This window comes from Arcanobacterium ihumii, from assembly GCF_900604515.1.
In the GTDB taxonomy this organism is placed as follows: domain Bacteria; phylum Actinomycetota; class Actinomycetes; order Actinomycetales; family Actinomycetaceae; genus Arcanobacterium_A; species Arcanobacterium_A ihumii.
The window spans coordinates 181,742-202,452 of record NZ_UWOS01000002.1 but is presented as its reverse complement, the minus strand read 5'-3'; the positions used below and the strand labels follow the sequence as shown (position 1 = coordinate 202,452).

Here is a 20,711-nt window from a genome sequence, read left to right as displayed (position 1 = left end):
AAGCTTTAGATCCCAGATTTGAAGACAGCTACGCCTGGCTCGTTAAAAACAACTTCACGTTGATTGATAGTTGCTTCTCCCCACGAAAGTAGCTTTTTGCCCACGTCAATTGGAATACTTACAGTTTGAGGATCGCGAGCGAAAGCGATGATGATGTTATCTCGACGCATCCAACCAGATCGATCGTTGATATATACTGATGTCTTCGAACGATCCCCGCTCGCTATTGCTGCTTCATCAGACCTCAACTTGATGAGATCTTTGACGAATTCAAGGAACTGACGGTTCTTGCCTTCATTGATCTCCTTCCAATTAAGTTTTGCGCTGGTGAAGGTTGAAAGCGCTTGAGGATCTGGCATGGATGGCGGGTTCGCTCCATAAACTGAGGTCAAATCCCAGTTCGAGAACTCATTCATACGCCCGTCCATAATTAAGAGACCGATTTCCTCTCCGTGATCGGTAAAGAACGGGAATGGCGTTGTAGCTGCCCACTCCTCGCCCATAAATAGCATCGGTGTGTAATGTGAAAGCAATATTAGTGCCCGTGAAATAGCGAGGTCAGAAAGTGGAAGTGAGTGACTTGGTCTGTCACCGATTAAGCGATTTCCAACCTGGTCATGGTTTTCATCAAAGGCAATCAGTGAGTGCCCATTCAATTTTGCTGGGACTGGGCAACCTCGCACCTTATGATCAAAATTCGTCCAAATACCATCGTGGTAGAAGCCTTGAAGCAATACCTTAGCGAGGGTGTCTGCGCCGGTGTATTCGCTATAGTAAGCGTTATTTTCGCCGGTGAGCCACACATGTAAACCGTGGTGGATATCGTCGGTCCATTGCAGATCAGCGCCGCGACCGCCGTCGTCAGTTGACGTAACCGTCATGGAGTTATTTGCATCCGATTCGAAGCAGATCGAAAGCTGTTTTCCGATTTCTTTGCCGAGTGAGTGAACTGTGTCGGAAAGTTCGGCAAGGAAATGATATTCCGAGTCATCAATCAAGAAGTCTGTTGCGTCAATACGAAAAACATCGAAATGGTAATCCCGAGCCCACTGCGTGATGTTATCTAAAAAATAACGACGTACGTGCTCAGAGTACTTACCATCAAGGTTGACTGCGTTTCCCCATGGGGTGTGGTGTTTGCCTGTAAGATAGGGACCTACCATACCCAGATAGTTACCGTCTGGACCAAAGTGATTATAGACGACGTCAAGGCATGCGTGTAAGCCACGTGCGTGCATCGCATCAATCAGGGCTGCCAAGTCACTAGGGGATCCGTACTCTTCGTATGTAGCCATGATCGAGACGCCATCATATCCCCACCCGTGTTTACCGGGGATAGGATTAACAGGCATTAACTCAACGACTTCGACCCCAAGGTCAACTAGGTGATTCAAACGTTCAATAGCGCTGCGAAATGTTCCTTCTTCTGTGAAAGTACCGATATGGAGCTCATAAAAAACCAATCCACGCACGTCTTTCGGTTTCCACGAACTGTCTGTCCATGAAAAATCCGAAGGGTCAACGATTTCTGTTGGACCGTGGATACCGAGTGGCTGGCGCCGTGAGCGAGGATCCGGTATAGGTAAACCGCCATCAACGACGACGAAATACCGAGTTCCACTGGGTAGCGTTCGCTCGAGAGTCCACAATCCGTCACCGCTATTTTCAAGTGGGATTATCTCTTCACTTGGGTGGATTTTGATGTCTACCTTCTGTGCGTTTGGCGACCACACCTGAATCGGAGTCATGAGATCCTTTCAAGGACGGCGGCTGGGAATTTATCGAGAATATCCGTGAGTAATATAGAACCGCCGGTCAATTGCTTGTCTGTAAAAATATTTCGCCATGTCCCTTCGGGTAACACAACCGTATGTTGCCCAAACCCACCGGACCGTTCCAAAGTTGTGAGATGACGTTGGAAAATACCGACGACGGCGTCGTCGTCCGAGGTACGAGAAAATGCGAATGCGTGCGAGGTCGTTACTGGCAAAGGCTTGTATTCCAATTCTGCCGTTGCAAGATTGGGCTTACGTCGGCGCAAATCAGTCATTCGAGAAGTGATCCAGAGTTTTTCTGTATCGAGATCTGGTTCGCTCGGCAATCCCGATTCCTCAAGGGTATTTAGAAGCTGGCTAATGTAGGTGTAGTCAACTGCCCTGCGGTTATCTGGATCAACAAGTGAATTTTGGGTAATTTCCTCACCTTGGTAGAGGTCGGCAACGCCAACAATCAGCATCTGAAGTGCCTTCTGACCAAGGATAATTGCTCGGACGGAAGGTAGGAGTTCGCGATGTAAATCAGCGAGAATCTTGTTGATTTCTGGCGATCCAATGATTGCTCTTGCAAAAACCAGTAAGTTGTTTTCCGCGTTTGAGTTTTGCTCCGTCCAGGTGGTCCACTTTTTCTGTTCGCGCACGGCCTTAAGTAGGTAATTTTCCAAACGATCCCACTCAATCGGTCCAGAATTAGTCCAGGTTCCAACCAGTGTTTGCCACAGCAAGTTCTCAATCTGGCCATCGAGGTCAATTGGTCGAATGTCGGCGGTAAGCGTGCGTAGCTGTGTAAGCACGTCGTACCACTGTGTGGAATATTCAGATAGAGCTGCGATATGAGCTCGAGTATCTTCTCCACGTTTTGTGTCATGTGTGGTGAGAGTGGTTAAGGAGTGAGGCCAGTTTCGCTGCATAAAATTTTGCCACGAATGGAATTGATCCGAAGAATATGTTGGATGGCTAGGTCCGCCACCTACTTCGTTAGCAGAAAGCAGTGCTGTGTAGCGATAGAAGGTGGTGTCCTCTACACCCTTGGCCATCACTGGGCCACAGAGTTGCTGGAACCGTACGATTGCCTCATGCCGAGCTTCATCGTGGGTGCGACCCGCCGATCCCATTTCATAGCCAAGGAGCAGTTCTACAACGGCATCCAAGGTGTCGTGGAACTCCGAATCAAGTACACGGCGCGCTTTGGTTTGTGCAGAGCGAAGGACTGCTTCGTCGTCAGGTGAGGGTTTTTCGTTCGGAATAACGTAAGCGCGGTAGCGTTCCATGTGGACAACTAGTTCAACCAATACTCGCCGGATTGCTCGGAATGTGTGATCACGCAGGCGAACATCTGCGTTAAAAACTGATACAAGTAGTTGGGATAGTCGATCGACTTCAGTAAATAAAGATTGATCGATAATCTGGCGTTTCGCCTTGATCTCAGTTGCGTGGACACCGTCGAAGGAACCGCTGATCTCCGAATAAATGTTTGTTAGTTCCGGAACACCCTGAGGGTCCGTAAAGAGACCTTGGATTCTCTGCAAAGCGTCGTATCCCGTTGTTCCAGCACACGCCCAGTCGTGAGGGAGCGCTTCTTCAGCTTCAAGAATCTTCTCAACAACTACCCACGCTCCACCGGTGACTTCTTTTAAATTGCGAAGATATTCGCGTGGATCAGCGAGGCCGTCCGGATGGTCAATTCGGAAACCGTCAATGAATCCCTGGCTGTAGAGCTCAATAAGGAGTTTATGTGATTCCCTAAATACCTCTTTATTTTCAACACGAATTGCTGCCAAAGTGTCAACATCAAAGAAACGTCGATAGTTGAGTTCTTCATTTGCAACTCGCCAATAGGAAAGACGGTAGTACTGGCTATCAACCAGCTCTGCCATAGGTAAATACTCAGTGCCGCTTCTAACTGGGAAAACATGGTCGAAGTAACGAAGAACATAGACTTCACCGTCGTCTTCAAAACCTGGAACACTCATTTTCTCCAACGAAAGATCACCGTCAGAAAGAACTGCGCCAATGCGTTTCCCAAGTACCGGCATAAGGATTCCTTGCCCAGCTTCTTGGAGTTCGATGTCAAACCAAGTAGCAAAAGGAGATTCTTTACCATCGCGTAAGATGGACCAAAGCGCGCGATTTTGATATAGCGGGGTAGGAACTGCCATGTGGTTAGGAACTACATCCACAACGACTTTCATACCTGCATCGTGAATCTTACGTGAGGCTTGTTCGAAACCTTTGCGTCCACCCATCTCAGCCGAAATCGCGTGGTGATTGACGACGTCGTAGCCGTGCATTGACCCCGGAGCTGCCTGGAGAATAGGGGAGAAGTAGACGTCGGTGACGCCTAGGTTCTGAAGGTACGGAACAATCTCTTCTACCTGTGCAAACGTAAACTGGGGACCCAGCTGCAGGCGATACGTCGTCACAGGAATGTGCCGTGACGCACCATTGTTGAAAGTGCTCGCATCTAAGTTTTGAGCTCCTGCAAGAGTGAGGGGTTGCTCAGTCATTGTTCTCCTTGGTTGAGATTGTTCCGTTTCCTATGTGATTTAAGGAACAAGTGTTCCTATGGTGCTCTGATCGCTATCTGGAAGATTCATCGCGCGCTGGAAAATCCACGATGAACGTGCTGTAGCGGCGAACGACTGCCCAGGTTCGAGCGATAGGTCGGGATCGGCATGCGAATCTGACGACAAAACGAGGTGCCAGAGGTTCGTGTCATCTGAAGCTGGGAGTGTGAAGGTGAGATCCGAATCCGAAGCATTGAAAACGATGATGAAATCGTCATCGAGGATCGGCATTCCGCGCATATCTGGCTCACCTATCTTTTCGCCATTGAGGAAAACCAAAACGGAACGTGCGTAAGAAGTATCCCAATCGGCGTCGGACATATAGGAAGCGTCGTTCTTGAACCATTCAATATCGCCGTTCGACGAGGAACCTCCGCGCGAAGATTCGCCTTTGAAGAAACGACGACGCCGGAAGACCGGATGGTCTTTTCGTAACTTGATCAAGGCTTGGGTGAAGCGGAAAATATCTGTTTCGGTTTCACCCAAGTTCCAGCTCATCCAAGAAATATCATTGTCTTGGCAGTAGCTGTTGTTGTTTCCGCTCTGAGTGCGTCCAACTTCGTCGCCGTGCGAAATCATTGGAACCCCCTGGGACACAAGCAACGTAGTGAGGAAGTTTTTGATCTGGCGAACTCTTAGCGCGGAGATTTCAGGTTGGTCAGTTGGACCTTCTTCTCCGCAGTTCCACGACCGGTTATGCGATTCTCCGTCTTGGGAGTTTTCGCCGTTTGCTTCGTTGTGCTTCTCGTTGTAGCTAACGAGGTCACGCATGGTGAAGCCATCGTGTGCAGTGACGAAGTTAATCGATGCCATTGGGCGACGGCCCGAGTGCTCGTAGAGATCGGAAGAACCCGAGAGCCTGGAAGCGAATTCGTCTAGGGTTGAAGGTTCACCGCGCCAGAAATCGCGAATCGTATCGCGGTATTTTCCGTTCCATTCAGTCCATAATGGTGGGAACTCTCCGACGTTATATCCGCCTTCACCAATGTCCCATGGCTCTGCGATTAGTTTTACCTGGGAGATAATGGGGTCTTGCTGGATAATGTCGAAGAAGGACGAGAGTTTATCAACCGCGTAGAGCTCACGTGCCAGAGTTGAAGCTAAATCGAAGCGGAAGCCGTCCACGTGCATCTCTGTGATCCAGTAGCGCAAGGAATCCATGATGAGCTGGAGCGTGTGCGGCGAACGCATATTGAGTGAGTTTCCCGTTCCGGTGGTGTCGAAATAGTGTGCTCGATCTTCGGGAACTAGCCGGTAGTATGCTTCGTTATCAAGCCCGCGGAAGGAAAGGGTTGGACCCATATGGTTACCTTCGGCGGTGTGGTTGTAGACCACGTCAAGGATGACTTCGATTCCAGCCTCGTGGAATGCTTTAACCATCGATTTAAACTCATCCACCTGCTGGCCTAATTCACCGGTTGAGGAATAGGTGTTTTGAGGAGCAAAGAAGCCAATGGTGTTATAGCCCCAGTAGTTGGACAGCCCTTTTTCGATTAAAGAGGTGTCGTTGACGAATTGGTGAACCGGCATCAATTCGATCGCTGTGATTCCAAGTTCCTTGAGATATTGAATCATCGCAGGGTGCGCCATACCCATGTAAGTGCCACGTAATTCTTCTGGGACCTCTGGCTTCTGGATCGTCATGCCCCTGACGTGAGCTTCGTAAATGACGGTATCGTGGTACTCATGCTGCGGTGGGCGGTCATGACCCCAATCGAAGTATGGGTTGATGACGACGGAGAGCATCGTGTGATGTAAAGAGTTCAGTTCTGATCGCTCACCGTGGTTATTGAAGTTGTAAGAGAAATTTGCTTGGTGATTTTCGATCTGTCCGGTAATCGCTTTAGCATAGGGGTCTAAAAGAATCTTCGAAGGATCAAATCGTTTTCCAGATTCAGGATCAAATTCTCCGTGAACGCGGAATCCGTAGCGTTGCCCGGGACGCACACCTGGAATGTAGCAATGCCATACATGGGCATCGACTTCACGCAGTTCAACTAGGGTTTCTTCGAGTTCTTCATTAATTAATGACAGTTCGACTTTTGTTGCATTTGAAGAAAAAACTGCGAAGTTCGTGCCGACGCCGTCATATGTGGCGCCGAGGGGATAGGGGTTTCCTGGCCAAATTTCCATAGTCTAAGAATCTCATGAAATTGACCAAAATCCCGATACATATCGCGTTCGGTGGAATGGTTTTGAAGTGGAATGGAGGTGGTGGGCGATACTGGGTTCGAACCAGTGACCTCTTCCGTGTGAAGGAAGCGCGCTACCACTGCGCTAATCGCCCTTAGCTCACATAGGATAAATAGACATGTGAAGGCTGCGTAACACATGGTATCTAGATGGTGAATCAGAATCAAACACCACCGAGGTGGCGCAGGTCATGTTTTTGTAATTGGACATCGGGGGCAAAAGTTGGCTATATTTATCTGCGTCGCCAAAACGACTGAAACGCAAAAGATAATGATTTATCTGGAACGAAACAGTCTAGCGGTGAGAATGCGGATGTAGCTCAGTTGGTAGAGCACAACCTTGCCAAGGTTGGGGTCGCGGGTCCGAGTCCCGTCATCCGCTCGATGGCCAAGCAGTTTACTGCTCAACCACATGGTGGGTTGGCCGAGAGGCGAGGCAGCGGCCTGCAAAGCCGTATACACGGGTTCGAATCCCGTACCCACCTCGTTTTATAATGGGCGATTGGCGCAGTGGTAGCGCGCTTCCCTGACACGGAAGAGGTCACTGGTTCGAACCCAGTATCGCCCACCAGACAGAAACCACCTTCGGGTGGTTTTTATTTTGCTTTATATTGGAAGCGATGCTGAATACAGGGGCAATTTTGCGTGTTAGTGGAAAATAGCGCCACACAAGCGCACAATTGCCCCTGAATCGTTAGTCTCCAAGAATTATATCTTCGCCTTGAGCTAAGTTGGCTTCTGTATTCCCTTGCCTAGAGCTGAGGCATTAATCAACTCTTGTGACGGAGTGAATTTCGATGACGTCGTCATCGTTTTGCTCGGCAATCGCCGATGTTGCGGCAAGACCACCAGCAATCGTCGTGTAGATTGGAATCTTCATATGAAGAGCTTTTTGCCTGATCTTGGCACCGTCGGCAACTACGCTACCTTCGGTGTTTCCGGTATTTATAATTAACGAGATATCGCCATTAGTGATCGCGTCGATAATGTGGGGTCGGGCCTCTGAACGGCGATTCATTCTCTGTACGTGAATGTTGTGATCGGCTAAGTAGTCAGCGGTTCCACGAGTAGCACATAGCCCGAATCCCAAGACCTGGAGATTCTTAGCAATCTGAACAACTCCAGGTTTATCAATATTTTGGACCGAGAGGAATGCTTTTCCAATTAGCGGCACCTTTCCGCCTGCGCCAATCTGTGCTTTGTGGAATGCTCTTGCAAAACTCGAAGCCATACCCATTGACTCACCAGTAGATCGCATTTCTGGTCCCAAGATAGTGTCAACTCCAGGGAACTTCGAGAATGGGAAAACCGGCGCTTTAACCGAGAACAGGTGAGGAATAACCTCTTTTTCACATCTGAGCTCTTTCAGCGACGATCCAGCCATCACGTGTGCGCCTATCTTTGCTACCTGGCACCCAGTTGCTTTTGAAACAAACGGTACCGTTCGTGAAGCTCGCGGATTAACCTCAAGGACGTAAATCTTATCCCCTTGAACCGCGAACTGAACGTTCATTAGCCCTTTCACCTGGAGAGCGAAAGCCAACTGTGACGTCTGTTCGCGAATCCTGTCTTGGATCTCCTCTGATAGCGAATGCGGAGGTAACGAGCATGAGGAGTCGCCAGAATGGATTCCGGCTTGCTCCACGTGTTCCATAATTCCTGCGATCGTCATTGTTGTGCCGTCGCAGATGCAGTCTACATCCACTTCAATAGCATCTGATAAGAAACGATCAAGCAAGATTGGGCTTTCAGGCGAAACTTGTACTGCTTGCGTCATATAGCGACGCAACTGTTCGTCGTCGAAAACTACTTGCATCGCACGTCCTCCCAGTACGTAGGAGGGGCGGACCATCAACGGATATCCGATTTCCTGAGCTTTAACTAGAGCTTCATCGGTGGTGCGCGCAATGCGATTTTCAGGCTGCATCAGTCCAAGATCGTTAATAATTTTCTGGAAACGCTCACGGTCCTCTGCCAGATCAATTGCATCGGCCGCCGTGCCAATAACTGGAACACCGCATTCTTCTAGTGCCTTTGCAAGCTTCAATGGTGTTTGCCCACCATAATGGATAATTACACCCTCTGGCCTCTCAACGTCGACGATGTCAAGTACCTTTTCAAGGGTTAATGGCTCAAAGTATAGTTTATCCGAAATGTCGAAGTCGGTTGATACCGTCTCGGGATTGCAATTGACCATGATCGTTTCGAACCCGGCTTCTCTCAACGCTAGCGAAGCATGCACACAACAGTAGTCGAACTCGATTCCTTGCCCAATACGGTTTGGACCTCCGCCCAGAATCATGATTTTTCGCCTACTGGACGGAGAAGCTTCGCACTCTTCTTCATAAGTTGAATAGAGGTAGGAGGTTTCAGTGGAAAATTCACCCGCGCATGTATCAACACGTTTGTAGACCGCTGATACACCCGATTTGCGACGACGATCGCGCACCTCGTTTTCCTTCACACCCAGTAGTATTGACAGGCGTTTGTCAGAGAAACCCAACCGTTTAATCTCGAAAATTTTCGATGCATCGAGCTTATCAAGCGAGGTGTTTTGGAGTCCTTTCTCAACCGCAACGATCTCGGCAACCTGTGCTAAGAACCAGCGGTCAATCTGCGTTAATGAATGGACGTGATCAACCGTCATGCCGTTTCGGAAGGCATCGGCTATATAGAGGATTTGGTCTGATTGAGGGCGTGCTAGGCTTTGTTCAATGACCGAGAATGTATTTGATTGTTCATCGAGTCCGCTCAAACCAACTTCCAAACCGCAGAGCGCCTTCTGTAGGGACTCTTGGAAGGTTCGACCGATTGCCATTACTTCGCCAACTGATTTCATCTGTGTGGTGAGGTGGGGATCGGCAGCTGGAAACTTTTCGAAAGCGAAGCGAGGGATTTTCGTAACGACGTAGTCGAGTGCAGGCTCGAAAGAAATCGGAGTGATTCCGCCTGTTATTTCGTTACGCAACTCATCAAGCGTAAAGCCAACAGCAAGTTTGGCGGCAACTTTAGCAATTGGAAAGCCTGTTGCTTTAGAGGCAAGGGCAGAAGATCTACTTACACGTGGATTCATCTCGATTACTATGACGTCTCCCGTCATCGGGTTAAGAGCAAATTGCACGTTTGATCCGCCGGTTTCCACTCCGATCTCCCGCACGACGTTGATCGAGGCATTACGCAGTAACTGGTATTCTTTGTCGGTGAGCGTTTGAGCTGGCGCTACAGTGATTGAGTCCCCTGTGTGGATTCCACACGGGTCAAAGTTCTCAATCGAACAAACGATGATGCAGTTATCAGCGCAATCTCGCACCACCTCCATCTCAAACTCTTTCCACCCAAGAATTGATTGTTCAATAAGAAGCTCATGGGTGGGGGAGGCATCGAAGCCACGAGTGCAGATCTCAAAGAACTCGTCTCGATTATATGCAATTCCTCCTCCTGATCCACCCATCGTAAAAGAGGGGCGGATCAAGGTGGGAAATCCTACGGTTTCTTGAGCTCGAAGCGCTTCTTCCATTGTGTGGCAAAGTTCGGAAGCAGGTGTTTTCAAGCCGATTTTTTCCATTGCAATTTTAAACAGACCACGGTCTTCGGCTTTGTCGATTGCGTCAACACTCGCACCGATCATTTCTACGCCAAATTTTTCAAGAACTCCGTGGCGTGCCAGATCCAATGCGCAGTTCAAAGCCGTCTGGCCACCCATTGTAGGGAGGATGGCATCTGGGCGTTCTTTATCGATCACCTTTGCCAAGGTTTGCCAAGTAATTGGCTCAATATAGGTGGCATCTGCAACGTCAGGATCGGTCATGATCGTTGCAGGATTAGAATTGACGAGCACAATCCGGTACCCCTCCTCACGCAATGCTCTACATGCTTGCACTCCAGAATAATCAAATTCGCATGCTTGCCCGATGATGATTGGACCGGCACCAATAATCAAAATGGTTTCAAGATCTGCTCGTCTTGGCATGTGTAGTTATTTCCTTTCGATAGCAGTGGGAGTCAGACAACTCGGCGTTTGTTCTTCGCTCGTTTTTACTACGTGAACTCAGCTATTATGTTCGTGCATAAGCTCAATGAAGTGGTCAAAAAGAAAGCCCAGATCGTGGGGACCTGGGCTAGCTTCGGGGTGACCTTGGAACGAAAATGCTGGCTGATCGTTCAATTCCATGCCTTGGAGAGAACCGTCAAATAACGAAATATGCGTGACGTCCACATTGCTCGGCAACGAGGCCGGGTCAACACAGAATCCGTGATTTTGACTCGTGATAAACACCCGATTGGATCGCAAGTCCATGACCGGATGATTCGCACCATGGTGACCAAATGCCATTTTTTGAGTGGTAGCACCAAGTGCCAAAGCTAGTAATTGATGCCCTAAACAGATTCCAAAAATCGGAATACGTTCTTTAAGAATCTCTCTAATTGCCGCAACCGCATAAGTACACGGCTGAGGATCACCAGGTCCGTTGGAAAGAAATACGCCGTGCGGTTTGAGTGCAAGTATTTCGCTTGCCGGGGTAGTGGCCGGAACAATATACACTTCGCAGCCACGATCAGCGAGCATACGGGCGATATTCGTCTTCATGCCAAAGTCATAAGCCACAACACGCCAAGGCAGAGCATCGGGTTCATCGAATTTACCATGTGGATTCCACGTACCTTCACGATGTATGTGCAGATGTCCGCACGTTACTTTGCGCGCCAAATCTTTCCCTGCCATCGTGCCGAAAGCTTGGGCGAGCTTTTGACCATGTTCCACCGAGACGTCGTCGCCAGTAAGAATCGCACCAGCTTGGCTACCTTTTTGGCGCAGTATGCGAGTAAGACGCCGCGTGTCGATTCCTGCAATTGCAACCGTTCCTTGTTGGCTAAGATAGCTTGGAAGATCGTTTTGCGCGCGATAATTGGATACAAAAAACGGGACATCTCTTACGATCAGTCCCGAAGCAAATATTTGTGAACTTTCTATGTCTTGCGAATTGGTTCCCGTATTTCCTATATGAGGATAAGTGAGGGTGACGAGCTGTTGATAATATGACGGATCGGTAAGAATCTCTTGGTATCCAGTCATTGATGTATTAAAAACAACTTCGCCAACGGCGGTTCCTGCCGCTCCTGCGCTGTAACCCTGAAAAGAGGTTCCATCAGCTAAGACTAACAGTGCTCTAGTTGTCATGGTTTCCATAGTAGGGCGAAAGTCTATGATCACCAAGCAGATTTATATGTGAGTCCAGATACTAAAACGAAATTTTGCGATACTGGTTCAACATTCGATCACGTTGACGGCAAGGCCGCCAAGGGAAGTTTCCTTGTATTTCGACTGCATATCGAGGCCAGTTTCGCGCATCGTCTTAATCACTGAATCGAGCGACACAATGTGCTTTCCATTACCATGCAATGCCGTACGAGCTGCTGCAATAGCCTTAACCGAGGCGATTGCATTGCGTTCAATACACGGCACCTGCACGAGTCCGCCAACTGGATCACAGGTGAGTCCAAGATTATGTTCCATACCGATTTCAGCCGCGTTTTCTACCTGTTCAGGAGAACCTCCTAGAACGGCAGCCATTGCGCCAGCCGCCATCGAGCAAGCAGAGCCCACCTCACCTTGGCAACCTACTTCAGCACCGGAAATAGAAGCAGTGTTTTTAAAAATAATTCCAATTGCACCTGCGGTTAAAAGGAAACGGACGACGGCGTCGTCGCAAGCACCTGGAACAAAATCAAGATAGTAGCGCAAAACCGCCGGAATAATACCAGCTGCTCCGTTTGTAGGAGCCGTTACAACGCGCCCACCAGCGGCATTTTCTTCGTTAACCGCTAAGGCATAGAACGTAATCCAATCCATACCACGCAAGGGATCATTGCTTGCACCCTCAGAGGTCAATTTTTGATACAAACCAGGAGCACGGCGCAACACGCGTAAAGAACCAGGCAACATGCCCTCAGTTTCACTGCCGTTTTGAATACATTCGTTCATCACATCCCAAATATGGATAAGTCCTGCTCGAACTTCTTCTTCGGAGCGCCAAACTTTTTCATTTTCCATCGCCACCTTAGCTATTGAGAATCCGGTTCTTTGGCAGATATCAAGCAGGTCCGCGGCCGTTTTATATGGATAAGGAATAGCAGTTTCGTCTGGACTGATCGGCTCGGTAGGGGATACATCACCACACATCACAAAACCGCCACCAACAGAATAATAAGTTGAATCTGAAATTACGTTACCCTCGGCGTCGTACGCGCATAAGGTCATGCCATTCGGATGGGCAGGAAGCTCGGTACCGCCGTCGAAGATAATGTCCGAAACGGGAGCGAAATCGATTTCGTGACTACCTGCTAAGGAAAGGCGGTGCGTGCTATGCACTTCGCGCACGGTGGGCATCACGCGCCGTGGATCAACTGTTTCTGGCACTTCGCCCAGCAGACCAAGAATTACTGCGACATCAGTTGAATGACCGATTCCAGTTGAGCCCAAGGAACCGTAAAGGGTGCACTTCACGGAAACTACTTCAGGAAGTCGCTTGCTTAGTTCGTCTAGGAACATTTTTGCGGCTCGCATTGGGCCTACGGTGTGGGAAGAAGAAGGACCAATACCGATCGAAAACAGGTCAAAAACACTTAGTGCCATGGCGTAACGGTATCTTAAATCGAGGCTTATTGCATTCTTGGTAAGGCAGTTAATTTCCGCACGTCGAAAGCGTGCTTAGGGAATATCATCAAAGTGCGCGTAAACTACTTAGTGATTGAACAAATAGCTGGGTGCCCTCGTAACGCAGCCAGCCAAGCCAGGAGGCAAAGTTGAAACTGAGCATTGATGGAGAAATCGTAGCTCTTGAAGAACAGATAAACGGCATCGATTATTTTGCTGGAAACCGTTCTATCGTCGCATTGAAGGTAGATGGCGAGTTAAAGGACTTGGCATCAGAACTGACGGCTTTCCCCGAAAATGCACAAGTCGAAACAATTACAATCGACAGTCCCGATGGTCTAAATATCTTGCGCCACTCGGCTACTCACGTACTGGCTCAGGCAGTTCAGAATAAATTCCCAGACGTAAACCTTGGCATTGGACCTTTTATTACCGATGGTTTCTACTATGATTTCGGCAATATTGATGCCGTTACGCCTGAGATGCTCAAAGATCTTGAAAAAGAGATGAAGCGCATCGTTAAGGAAGGTCAGCGATTCGTACGTCGTGAGCTTAGTGAAGAAGAAGCTCGAGAGCTACTTGTTTCCCAGCCATATAAGCTTGAACTTGTTGATGCGAAGAGTGGTCAAAGCGAAGAATTTGCAGATGGTGCTTCTATTGAAGTCGGTGGAGAAACACTGACTTACTACGAAAATGTGCGTCGTAATGGCGAAGTCGCCTGGGGTGATCTTTGCCGTGGACCACATCTTCCAAATACCAAGCTCATTGGAAATGGATTTGCTCTTACACGCGCTTCTGCCGCTTACTGGCGTGGAGACCAAAGCAAAGATTCCTTGCAACGCATCTACGGAACGGCTTGGGCGTCGAAGGAAGATCTTCAGGCTTACCAGCAGCGTATTGCAGAAGCTGAACGCCGCGATCACCGTAAACTCGGTAGCGAGCTTGATCTGTTTTCTTTCCCTGATGAAATCGGTTCTGGTCTTGCAGTATTCCACCCTAAGGGCGGAATTATTCGTATGGAGATGGAGAACTACTCGCGTGAAAAGCATCTTCAAGGTGGCTACGAGTTTGTAAATACTCCGCATATCACGAAGGCAAACCTATATGAGCTTTCGGGACACCTCGATTTTTATGCTGAGGGAATGTATCCTCCAATGCAGATGGACGAAGAGCGCGATGCCGACGGTAACGTAACCAAGCAGGGAGCGGACTACTATCTCAAGCCCATGAACTGCCCTATGCATAACTTGATTTATCGTGCGCGTGGCCGTTCCTATCGTGAGCTTCCACTTCGACTTTTTGAATTCGGTACCGTGTATCGAAACGAGAAGTCAGGTGTTATCCACGGATTGACTCGAGCTCGTGGTTTTACGCAAGATGATGCGCATATCTACTGCACCCGCGAGCAAATGAAGGACGAGCTTTCTGAACTACTTACCTTTGTTCTTGATCTTTTGAAAGATTATGGACTCGATGATTTCTACCTCGAGCTCTCCACAAAGGATCCGAAGAAGTTCGTTGGAGACGACGATATCTGGGAAGAGGCAACTCGTACCCTTGAAGAAGTTGCTCACGAATCAGGGCTCGAGCTGGTTCCAGATCCAGAAGGTGCGGCTTTCTACGGACCGAAGATTTCGGTTCAGGCAAAGGATGCGCTGGGCAGGACATGGCAGATGTCTACCATCCAGCTCGATTTCAACCTTCCACAGCGTTTCAATCTTGAGTACACAGCATCAGACGGTAGCCGTCAGCAGCCGGTCATGATTCACCGAGCTTTGTTTGGTTCTATCGAGCGCTTCTTCGGCGTTCTTACTGAGCACTATGCAGGTGCTTTCCCAGCTTGGTTGGCGCCTGTACAAGTTCGTTGTGTGCCAGTTGCCGATGCTTTTGATTCTTATCTTGACGACGTCGCTGCTAAGCTTCGGTCCCACGGTGTGCGTGTTGAAGTTGATAAGTCCGATGACCGTTTCCCGAAGAAGATCCGTAATGCTTCTAAGGACAAGGTTCCGTTTACGCTTATTGCGGGTGGCGAAGACGTCGAAGCCGGTGCGGTTTCATTCCGTATGAGGGACGGCTCCCAAGACAATGGCGTACCTGTTGAAGAAGCGGTTTCACGAATTGTTGACCAGATTAAGAATCACGTAAATCAGTAATTTGTTTTCGCTGGCGCTTGAAAAGAGTGCCAGCGAAAACTGGTTATTTCTGAACAGGAAGATAAAGATGCTGAGCAGAACAGGGCGCCCATTAGCTAAAACTATATTTGGGCCAATTGCGCACGCATGCGTCAAACTAGGGATCAGTGCAAATACGATCACTGTGGTTGGGACGTTCTTGACGGTTATCACCTCGCTCTATTTCTTCCCGACCAATCAACTCCTGCTTGGTTTCGTCATCGTTTCTATCCTGGTTATTTTCGACAACTTAGATGGACAAGTTGCGCGCTTGACGAATAGCTCGAGTACGTGGGGAGCCTTCCTTGATTCAACTATGGATCGCTTTGCCGATGCAGCGATCTTTGCCAGCTTCGTTGCTTGGGGTTACACGTCTGCTTCAGAACCAACTCGAATCTGGGTAATGACCGGAGCCTTAGCCGCCTTAGTTTTTGGATCTGTTGTTCCCTACGCTCGCGCACGTGCAGAAGGAGTTGGTCTCACCGCTAGCGTCGGGATTGCAGAACGCGCCGATCGCCTTGTATTCGCAGGGATTTGTGTACTCCTTGTTGGCTTTGGCCTGTCACACTGGTTTATGGCAATCGGAATGTGGATTCTTGCCATTCTTTCTTTCATTACAGTAATTCAGCGTATGCATACCGTATTCCAGCAATGCAAAGCCGGCGAATCTGAGGGGGAGTAGTCCCTCAATGGACGTTTTCAAGTTATTTTCTCTTGCAGACGGTTTTGTTAAACACACTCCTGATTCGGTTTCTCGCCGTGTGTTTGAAACGGTTGGATTCGCCGTCGGTCTTAGCAACAACGCCGGTGTGCGTCAACTTCGCAAAAACTATCAACGCATAACGCCGCTTTCTAACAAATGGTCTCAACGAGTCCGTTCTGCTCGAGCAATGCGTTCCTATATGCGTTACTATCAGGAAGTATTCCGGCTTAAGTATCTTAATCCAGAACAGATCTTGGCCCGAGTTAGCGGAGAAAACCTTGGCGTTTTGCGAAAGCATTTGGAAGAAAATTCTTGTTCGGCAGCCTTGCTGCACGCAGGAAACTGGGATTTAGCGGGTGCTTGGGCCACCCTTGATCTTGCTCCGGTTCACACCATCGCCGAAAAATTGGAGCCACCTGAACTCGCGGATGAGTTTTTGAATGTCAGACAGTCTCTGGGAATGACGATATATCAGGCGGTTCGTGGTGCAAATTCAATCGGGAAGTTAACAGCGGATATGGGGCAGGGGATTTGTTTTACCCCACTGCTGTGCGACCGGGATCTAAGCGCAACCGGCGTGAATGTTAAACTCTGTGGTCATGACGTACGGGTAGCTCCCGGTGCTGCAATTTTAGCTATTCGTACCGGGCAACCAATGTTTCCAGTGACGATCATATCTGATTACTTCGGCAAAGATAAGGCTAGGGTCAAGCGCGCAGGATCTCCATGGGGGATTAAAATGGTGGTTGGTTCACCGATTTTCCCTCCTCACGAATTAGAAGAGAACCTGTGGATTCCTGAAGATGAATCGGTACGGTCAAAACGAATTGATGAAGCAGATTTGGCTGCCCTCAATCAGCAGTGGCTTGATCAAATAGAGCCCTTGCTCCGTGACCATCTAGAAGACTGGCATATGCTTCAAAAACTGTTTGTTGAAGATCTTGACCGTACCCGACTTGAGCGTGCAAAACGTCGTCACCAGGAAAACAATGGCGATTTGCTGCGAGCTCAGGAAGAAGATAGGTGAAGCTGTGAAAATTGGTATCGCGTGTGGGTATTCGTGGGATGTCGCCGGTGGAGTTCAAATCCATATCCGCGATTTGGCAGAAGAGCTGATTTCTCGTGGTCACGAAGTTACTGTGATCGCTCCGTCTGAGAAAACTGAAGATCTAGAGCCCTATGTGGTTCCGGTCGGGGCAGCTGTTCCAATTCGATACAACGGTTCGGTAGCACGATTGGCTTTCGGTCCGAAAGTAAACCGTCAGGTCAGAGCTTGGTTAAAAGACGAGAATCTTGATGTTTTGCACGTTCACGAGCCGTTCACTCCCTCTGTTTCAATGCTCGCCTTGATGAGTGCGCACTGCCCGATCGTTTCAACTTTCCATACGGCGATGGATCGCTCACGAGCAATGGCTCTTTCAGCGCCGGTCCTTGTGCCGATGCTCGATAAGATACAAGCGCGTATTGCGGTTTCGGAAGAAGCAAGACGGACTGCGGTTCAGCATCTTGGCGGAGACGCTTGGGTTATCCCGAACGGTGTGCGAGTTTCTCAAATGCGCCTTGAACACAAGGATCCTAGGTTCATCGGAACTCCAGAACGCCCGACTTTAGCATTCTTAGGGCGTTTAGATGAACCGCGCAAAGGTTTGCCACTGGTTGCTCAGGCTCTTCCAAAGGTTCTTGAAAAATATCCGAATGCACATCTCTTTATTGCCGGCAGAGGCGATATCGAAAAAGCTCATGGTATGTTTGGCGAATACGCCAAAAACATTGAATTCCTTGGCGGTGTTTCCGATTCAGATAAAGCGGCGCTATTAGGCTCCGCAGATCTTTACCTTGCCCCTAACACCGGTGGTGAATCTTTTGGAATCATTTTAGTGGAAGCGATGAGTGCAGGAGCTTGTATAGTTGCATCCGACATTCCCGCATTCAGAGCGGTTTTGCAAAACGGCAAGTGTGGTTTTCATTTTGAAAATGAAAATCCGGTGGCGCTTGCAGATGCTATCAACGAAGCCCTCGAAGATGTGAATGGTCGGTTGGAAAAGTCGCGCAACGGCGAGGAACATGCAGAAATCTACGATTGGGGAACAGTAGCTTCTCAGATCTATGAGGTCTACGAAACCGCAATTAAGATGCAGAATTCTGGAATTGAATAAAGGATTGTTCGGATGTTTCCAACGGTGTTTTGGCTCCTAATTTTTGGCGTAGTTGCTCTGGCAATAATTATCGCCATCGGTATTTTGCGTGCCCGCAAACTAAATTCGTTGCATCTCAACGCTCTGAAATCACGGCGTCTCCTAGAGCGTGCTCTATATTCGCGCGCGCAACACGCTCAGGATTTCGCTGAACTAGGTGCTTTGGACGTTGCCTCCGCAGTCTTACTTAAAGCTGCCGCCCAAGAAGCTGCTCATTTCGTTGGCACTCCAATCATCGACGATGGTTTGGACTCGTTGTCCGGCGTGCCAAGCTTAGCTATTGCAGATGACGCTCCATCTAGCGCCGATGAGCTTTCGGTTAACTCTGGATTGGTTACAGCGCCTGTAGTAGACCGCCTCGTCATCGAATCTGAATTAAGTAGGGTTTTGCAGCTCACCGTTGATGAGCTAGAAGAAACTGAATTGGATGATGAGGTCCGTGAGGTGCTCCGCCAGCTTAATCGAGATAGAAATGAGGTGCGCTTAACTCGGCGTTTCCATAATATCCATGTTTCTCAAGCTCGGCGTGTGCGCCGTAGCACCTTTACTCGGATTTTGCGTCTCGCGGGAAGTGCGCCTCTACCTCAAACTGTTGATTTGGTGGACGAATAATATGAAACGTCAACGTAGCTCAGGTTTCGTCATCGCCGTTTTCATGATTATTTTGGGGGCTTTTGGTGTCTGGATGATTTTGCCGGAGCTTGAAAGCCCAGAAGGAATCTCAGGTGTCTTTGTTGCCGCGCTCTATGCGTTGATTCCGGTGGTCGCAATTGGTTTCTTTGTTTGGCTCATCGATAGCTGGGAACCTGAACCTCTATGGATGTATGTGGCTGCATTCATGTGCGGTGCCGGATCTTCGATTATCCTTGCCGTTGTGCTAAACGGGTACGCGGGGGATTACATTTCAAGCCAAGCGATTTTGCCCTCAAACTCGCAACTTGATATCAACCTATACCTTGCCTCTCATGTTGCCCCTCTGACGGAAGAGTTTTCTAAGGGGCTCGCCGTCTTCTTTATCTACAAGTATTTGAAGAACTATTTCAATGGTCCCGTAGATGGAATTGTTTATGGTGCGCTGGTAGGTTCAGGTTTCGCATTCACAGAAAACATTCTTTATTTTGTACGAAATTATGACGAGATCGATGTGGTTTTTAAACTTCGTTTCTTAGACGGTCCACTCAATCATGAGGCCTGGACGGCCGCCTTTGGATTCTTCCTCGGTTTCGCTACTCTGATGCGTAGTCGTTTAACAAAAGCATTGTGGTTAGTTCCAGCTATGGTGAGTGCTGTAGCTGGACACTGGTTTAACAACGCTGCCCTAACGTTCTCAAATATGAGTTATGAGCGCTATGTCATCCTTAGTAACGTTCCGACGGCGGTCGCGTTAACAGGATTTGCATTATATGCGCGTTGGCAACAAAAACGGTTCGTCGTCAACGGTCTCAAAGATTATGTAGAGGCAGGTTGGCTACTGCAATCGGACGTTGATATGATCCTTTCCTTGGCTAGGCGCCTATCTGCTCGGCACTGGTCTGAAACTCGACTCCTCGGTCGTGGATCTCCGCGTGGTCGTGGCACAAAAGCCATGAAAGATTACCAGCAGGCACTAATTGAGCTTGGGTATTTCCGAACAACCGCTTTGAAAACCGGCGAAGTCCACTCTGAAGAAAACCGCGAACGTGAGCGTTTTTTACTAGGAGAAATTGTTCGCCTTCGTACGATTTTCTTTGGAAACGGAGTAAAAGATGGACAAAGTATCCCAGCAGAATGATATTCGCGACCAAGTCTTCCAAGAGATGGAGCGTGAGTGGCCAGTGGATGACGACGGTTTCCCTCATCGTCAAGCCGCGCGCGTCGTCGTCATTGATTCGAAGGGAGATGTATTCCTTATCAAAGGTCATGATTTTGGCGACTCTAATCGTTCGTGGTGGTTTACGGTGGGCGGTGGCAAAGCAAATGGCGAATCCGATCGTCAAGCAGCACTGCGCGAGTTACAAGAAGAGACGGGATTAGCCGTTTCTGAGGATCGACTGGAAGGTCCGGTGCTTCGCAGAGAATCGACGTTTCGTTTCGTGCTCCGAGACGTGAAACAAGATGAGATGTTCTTCCTGCTCAGAGTCACTGATGCGGAAAAATCCACGATTGACCGAGATGGAAACAGTTCACTCACGCTCATTGAAAGCGAAGTTCTTGAAGAATACCGGTGGTGGAATTTAGATGAGCTTCAAGCCGCAATTAAAGATGGAGAAACCGTTTACCCGGTGTCGTTCATTTCATTGGCAAAGAGCTGGGTGCAGGGTTGGGATGGAAAACTTAGTGAACTTCTCGACGACTAATTCTTACGTGTAGGAAATTACTCGATACCTGATCACTGAAAAGTGCGGGTTTGAGGGAGCTCACGGCGGACGTGTGCCTATTCGCAAAAAATGAATACCAGTGTTTTCACCGATCAA

The 20,711-nt window shown here is 48.8% G+C and carries 13 protein-coding genes and 4 tRNA genes; 10 read left to right on the top strand and 7 right to left on the bottom strand.

Going from position 1 to position 20,711, the window contains the following annotated elements:
- Positions 1-5: 5 nt before the first annotated feature.
- The 4 genes from treZ to EIH22_RS05970 form a co-directional block, all read right to left on the bottom strand.
- A complete protein-coding gene (gene treZ, locus EIH22_RS05985; protein WP_124054900.1) occupies positions 6-1,748 on the bottom strand; it encodes a malto-oligosyltrehalose trehalohydrolase in 1,743 nt (580 codons plus the stop codon).
- On the bottom strand, positions 1,745-4,282 hold the full coding sequence (gene treY, locus EIH22_RS05980; protein ID WP_124054899.1) for a malto-oligosyltrehalose synthase: 2,538 nt from the start codon (positions 4,280-4,282) through the stop codon (positions 1,745-1,747). The genes treZ and treY overlap by 4 nt, the downstream gene beginning before the upstream one ends.
- A 39-nt stretch (positions 4,283-4,321) precedes the next feature.
- Complete coding sequence (gene glgX, locus EIH22_RS05975) at positions 4,322-6,475, bottom strand: glycogen debranching protein GlgX (protein WP_124054898.1); 2,154 nt, start codon at positions 6,473-6,475, stop codon at positions 4,322-4,324.
- Between the two features lie 79 nt (positions 6,476-6,554).
- Positions 6,555-6,629, bottom strand: a tRNA-Val gene (locus EIH22_RS05970).
- 214 nt (positions 6,630-6,843) lie between these two features.
- Here EIH22_RS05970 and EIH22_RS05965 point away from each other — a divergent pair.
- From EIH22_RS05965 to EIH22_RS05955, 3 genes are all read left to right on the top strand, one after another.
- Positions 6,844-6,916: transfer RNA gene (locus EIH22_RS05965), tRNA-Gly, on the top strand.
- A gap of 32 nt (positions 6,917-6,948) precedes the next feature.
- A tRNA-Cys gene (locus tag EIH22_RS05960) sits at positions 6,949-7,019 on the top strand.
- Between the two features lie 11 nt (positions 7,020-7,030).
- A tRNA-Val gene (locus EIH22_RS05955) sits at positions 7,031-7,105 on the top strand.
- 195 nt (positions 7,106-7,300) lie between these two features.
- Here EIH22_RS05955 and carB read toward each other — a convergent pair.
- The 3 genes from carB to EIH22_RS05940 form a co-directional block, all read right to left on the bottom strand.
- Complete coding sequence (carB, locus tag EIH22_RS05950) at positions 7,301-10,504, bottom strand: carbamoyl-phosphate synthase large subunit (RefSeq protein ID WP_124054897.1); 3,204 nt, start codon at positions 10,502-10,504, stop codon at positions 7,301-7,303.
- Positions 10,505-10,582: 78 nt separating this feature from the next.
- Positions 10,583-11,713, bottom strand: coding sequence for a glutamine-hydrolyzing carbamoyl-phosphate synthase small subunit (carA, locus tag EIH22_RS05945; protein WP_124055150.1), 1,131 nt, complete (start codon positions 11,711-11,713; stop codon positions 10,583-10,585).
- Positions 11,714-11,800: 87 nt separating this feature from the next.
- Complete coding sequence (locus EIH22_RS05940) at positions 11,801-13,168, bottom strand: L-serine ammonia-lyase (protein WP_124054896.1); 1,368 nt, start codon at positions 13,166-13,168, stop codon at positions 11,801-11,803.
- Between the two features lie 170 nt (positions 13,169-13,338).
- On the opposite strand from EIH22_RS05940, the gene thrS reads away from it, so the two are divergent.
- From thrS to EIH22_RS05905, 7 genes are all read left to right on the top strand, one after another.
- Positions 13,339-15,342 carry a threonine--tRNA ligase gene (gene thrS, locus EIH22_RS05935; RefSeq protein WP_124054895.1) on the top strand — a complete coding sequence of 668 codons (2,004 nt, stop codon included), beginning with the start codon at positions 13,339-13,341 and terminating at the stop codon, positions 15,340-15,342.
- Positions 15,343-15,409: 67 nt separating this feature from the next.
- Positions 15,410-16,042 (top strand): phosphatidylinositol phosphate synthase, encoded by a 633-nt coding sequence (pgsA, locus tag EIH22_RS05930; protein WP_124054894.1) that lies wholly within the window; start codon positions 15,410-15,412, stop codon positions 16,040-16,042.
- A 7-nt stretch (positions 16,043-16,049) separates the two neighbouring features.
- Positions 16,050-17,090: a phosphatidylinositol mannoside acyltransferase gene (locus EIH22_RS05925; protein WP_124054893.1), complete on the top strand. Its 1,041-nt coding sequence runs from the start codon at positions 16,050-16,052 to the stop codon at positions 17,088-17,090.
- 4 nt (positions 17,091-17,094) lie between these two features.
- Positions 17,095-18,219, top strand: coding sequence for a glycosyltransferase family 4 protein (locus tag EIH22_RS05920; RefSeq protein ID WP_124054892.1), 1,125 nt, complete (start codon positions 17,095-17,097; stop codon positions 18,217-18,219).
- Positions 18,220-18,231: 12 nt separating this feature from the next.
- A complete protein-coding gene (locus EIH22_RS05915) occupies positions 18,232-18,870 on the top strand; it encodes a hypothetical protein (RefSeq protein ID WP_124054891.1) in 639 nt (212 codons plus the stop codon).
- A 1-nt stretch (position 18,871) separates the two neighbouring features.
- Positions 18,872-20,029, top strand: a complete 1,158-nt coding sequence (locus EIH22_RS05910) for a PrsW family intramembrane metalloprotease (protein ID WP_160149031.1) — start codon at positions 18,872-18,874, stop codon at positions 20,027-20,029.
- The gene (locus EIH22_RS05905) at positions 20,004-20,594 is read left to right on the top strand and encodes an NUDIX hydrolase (protein ID WP_235001795.1); all 591 of its coding nucleotides are present in this window, start codon (positions 20,004-20,006) and stop codon (positions 20,592-20,594) included. The genes EIH22_RS05910 and EIH22_RS05905 overlap by 26 nt, the downstream gene beginning before the upstream one ends.
- Positions 20,595-20,711 lie beyond the last annotated feature (117 nt).

Bases quoted from the DNA above. Each gene is read 5' to 3' on its own strand.
- EIH22_RS05905 (WP_235001795.1), top strand. From the start codon at position 20,004: ATGGACAAAGTATCCCAGCAGAATGATATTCGCGACCAAGTCTTCCAA.
- EIH22_RS05925 (WP_124054893.1), top strand. From the start codon at position 16,050: ATGGACGTTTTCAAGTTATTTTCTCTTGCAGACGGTTTTGTTAAACAC.
- carB (WP_124054897.1), bottom strand. From the start codon at position 10,504: ATGCCAAGACGAGCAGATCTTGAAACCATTTTGATTATTGGTGCCGGT.
- carA (WP_124055150.1), bottom strand. From the start codon at position 11,713: ATGACAACTAGAGCACTGTTAGTCTTAGCTGATGGAACCTCTTTTCAG.
- glgX (WP_124054898.1), bottom strand. From the start codon at position 6,475: ATGGAAATTTGGCCAGGAAACCCCTATCCCCTCGGCGCCACATATGAC.
- EIH22_RS05940 (WP_124054896.1), bottom strand. From the start codon at position 13,168: ATGGCACTAAGTGTTTTTGACCTGTTTTCGATCGGTATTGGTCCTTCT.
- EIH22_RS05910 (WP_160149031.1), top strand. From the start codon at position 18,872: ATGAAACGTCAACGTAGCTCAGGTTTCGTCATCGCCGTTTTCATGATT.
- EIH22_RS05915 (WP_124054891.1), top strand. From the start codon at position 18,232: ATGTTTCCAACGGTGTTTTGGCTCCTAATTTTTGGCGTAGTTGCTCTG.
- pgsA (WP_124054894.1), top strand. From the start codon at position 15,410: ATGCTGAGCAGAACAGGGCGCCCATTAGCTAAAACTATATTTGGGCCA.
- treY (WP_124054899.1), bottom strand. From the start codon at position 4,282: ATGACTGAGCAACCCCTCACTCTTGCAGGAGCTCAAAACTTAGATGCG.
- treZ (WP_124054900.1), bottom strand. From the start codon at position 1,748: ATGACTCCGATTCAGGTGTGGTCGCCAAACGCACAGAAGGTAGACATC.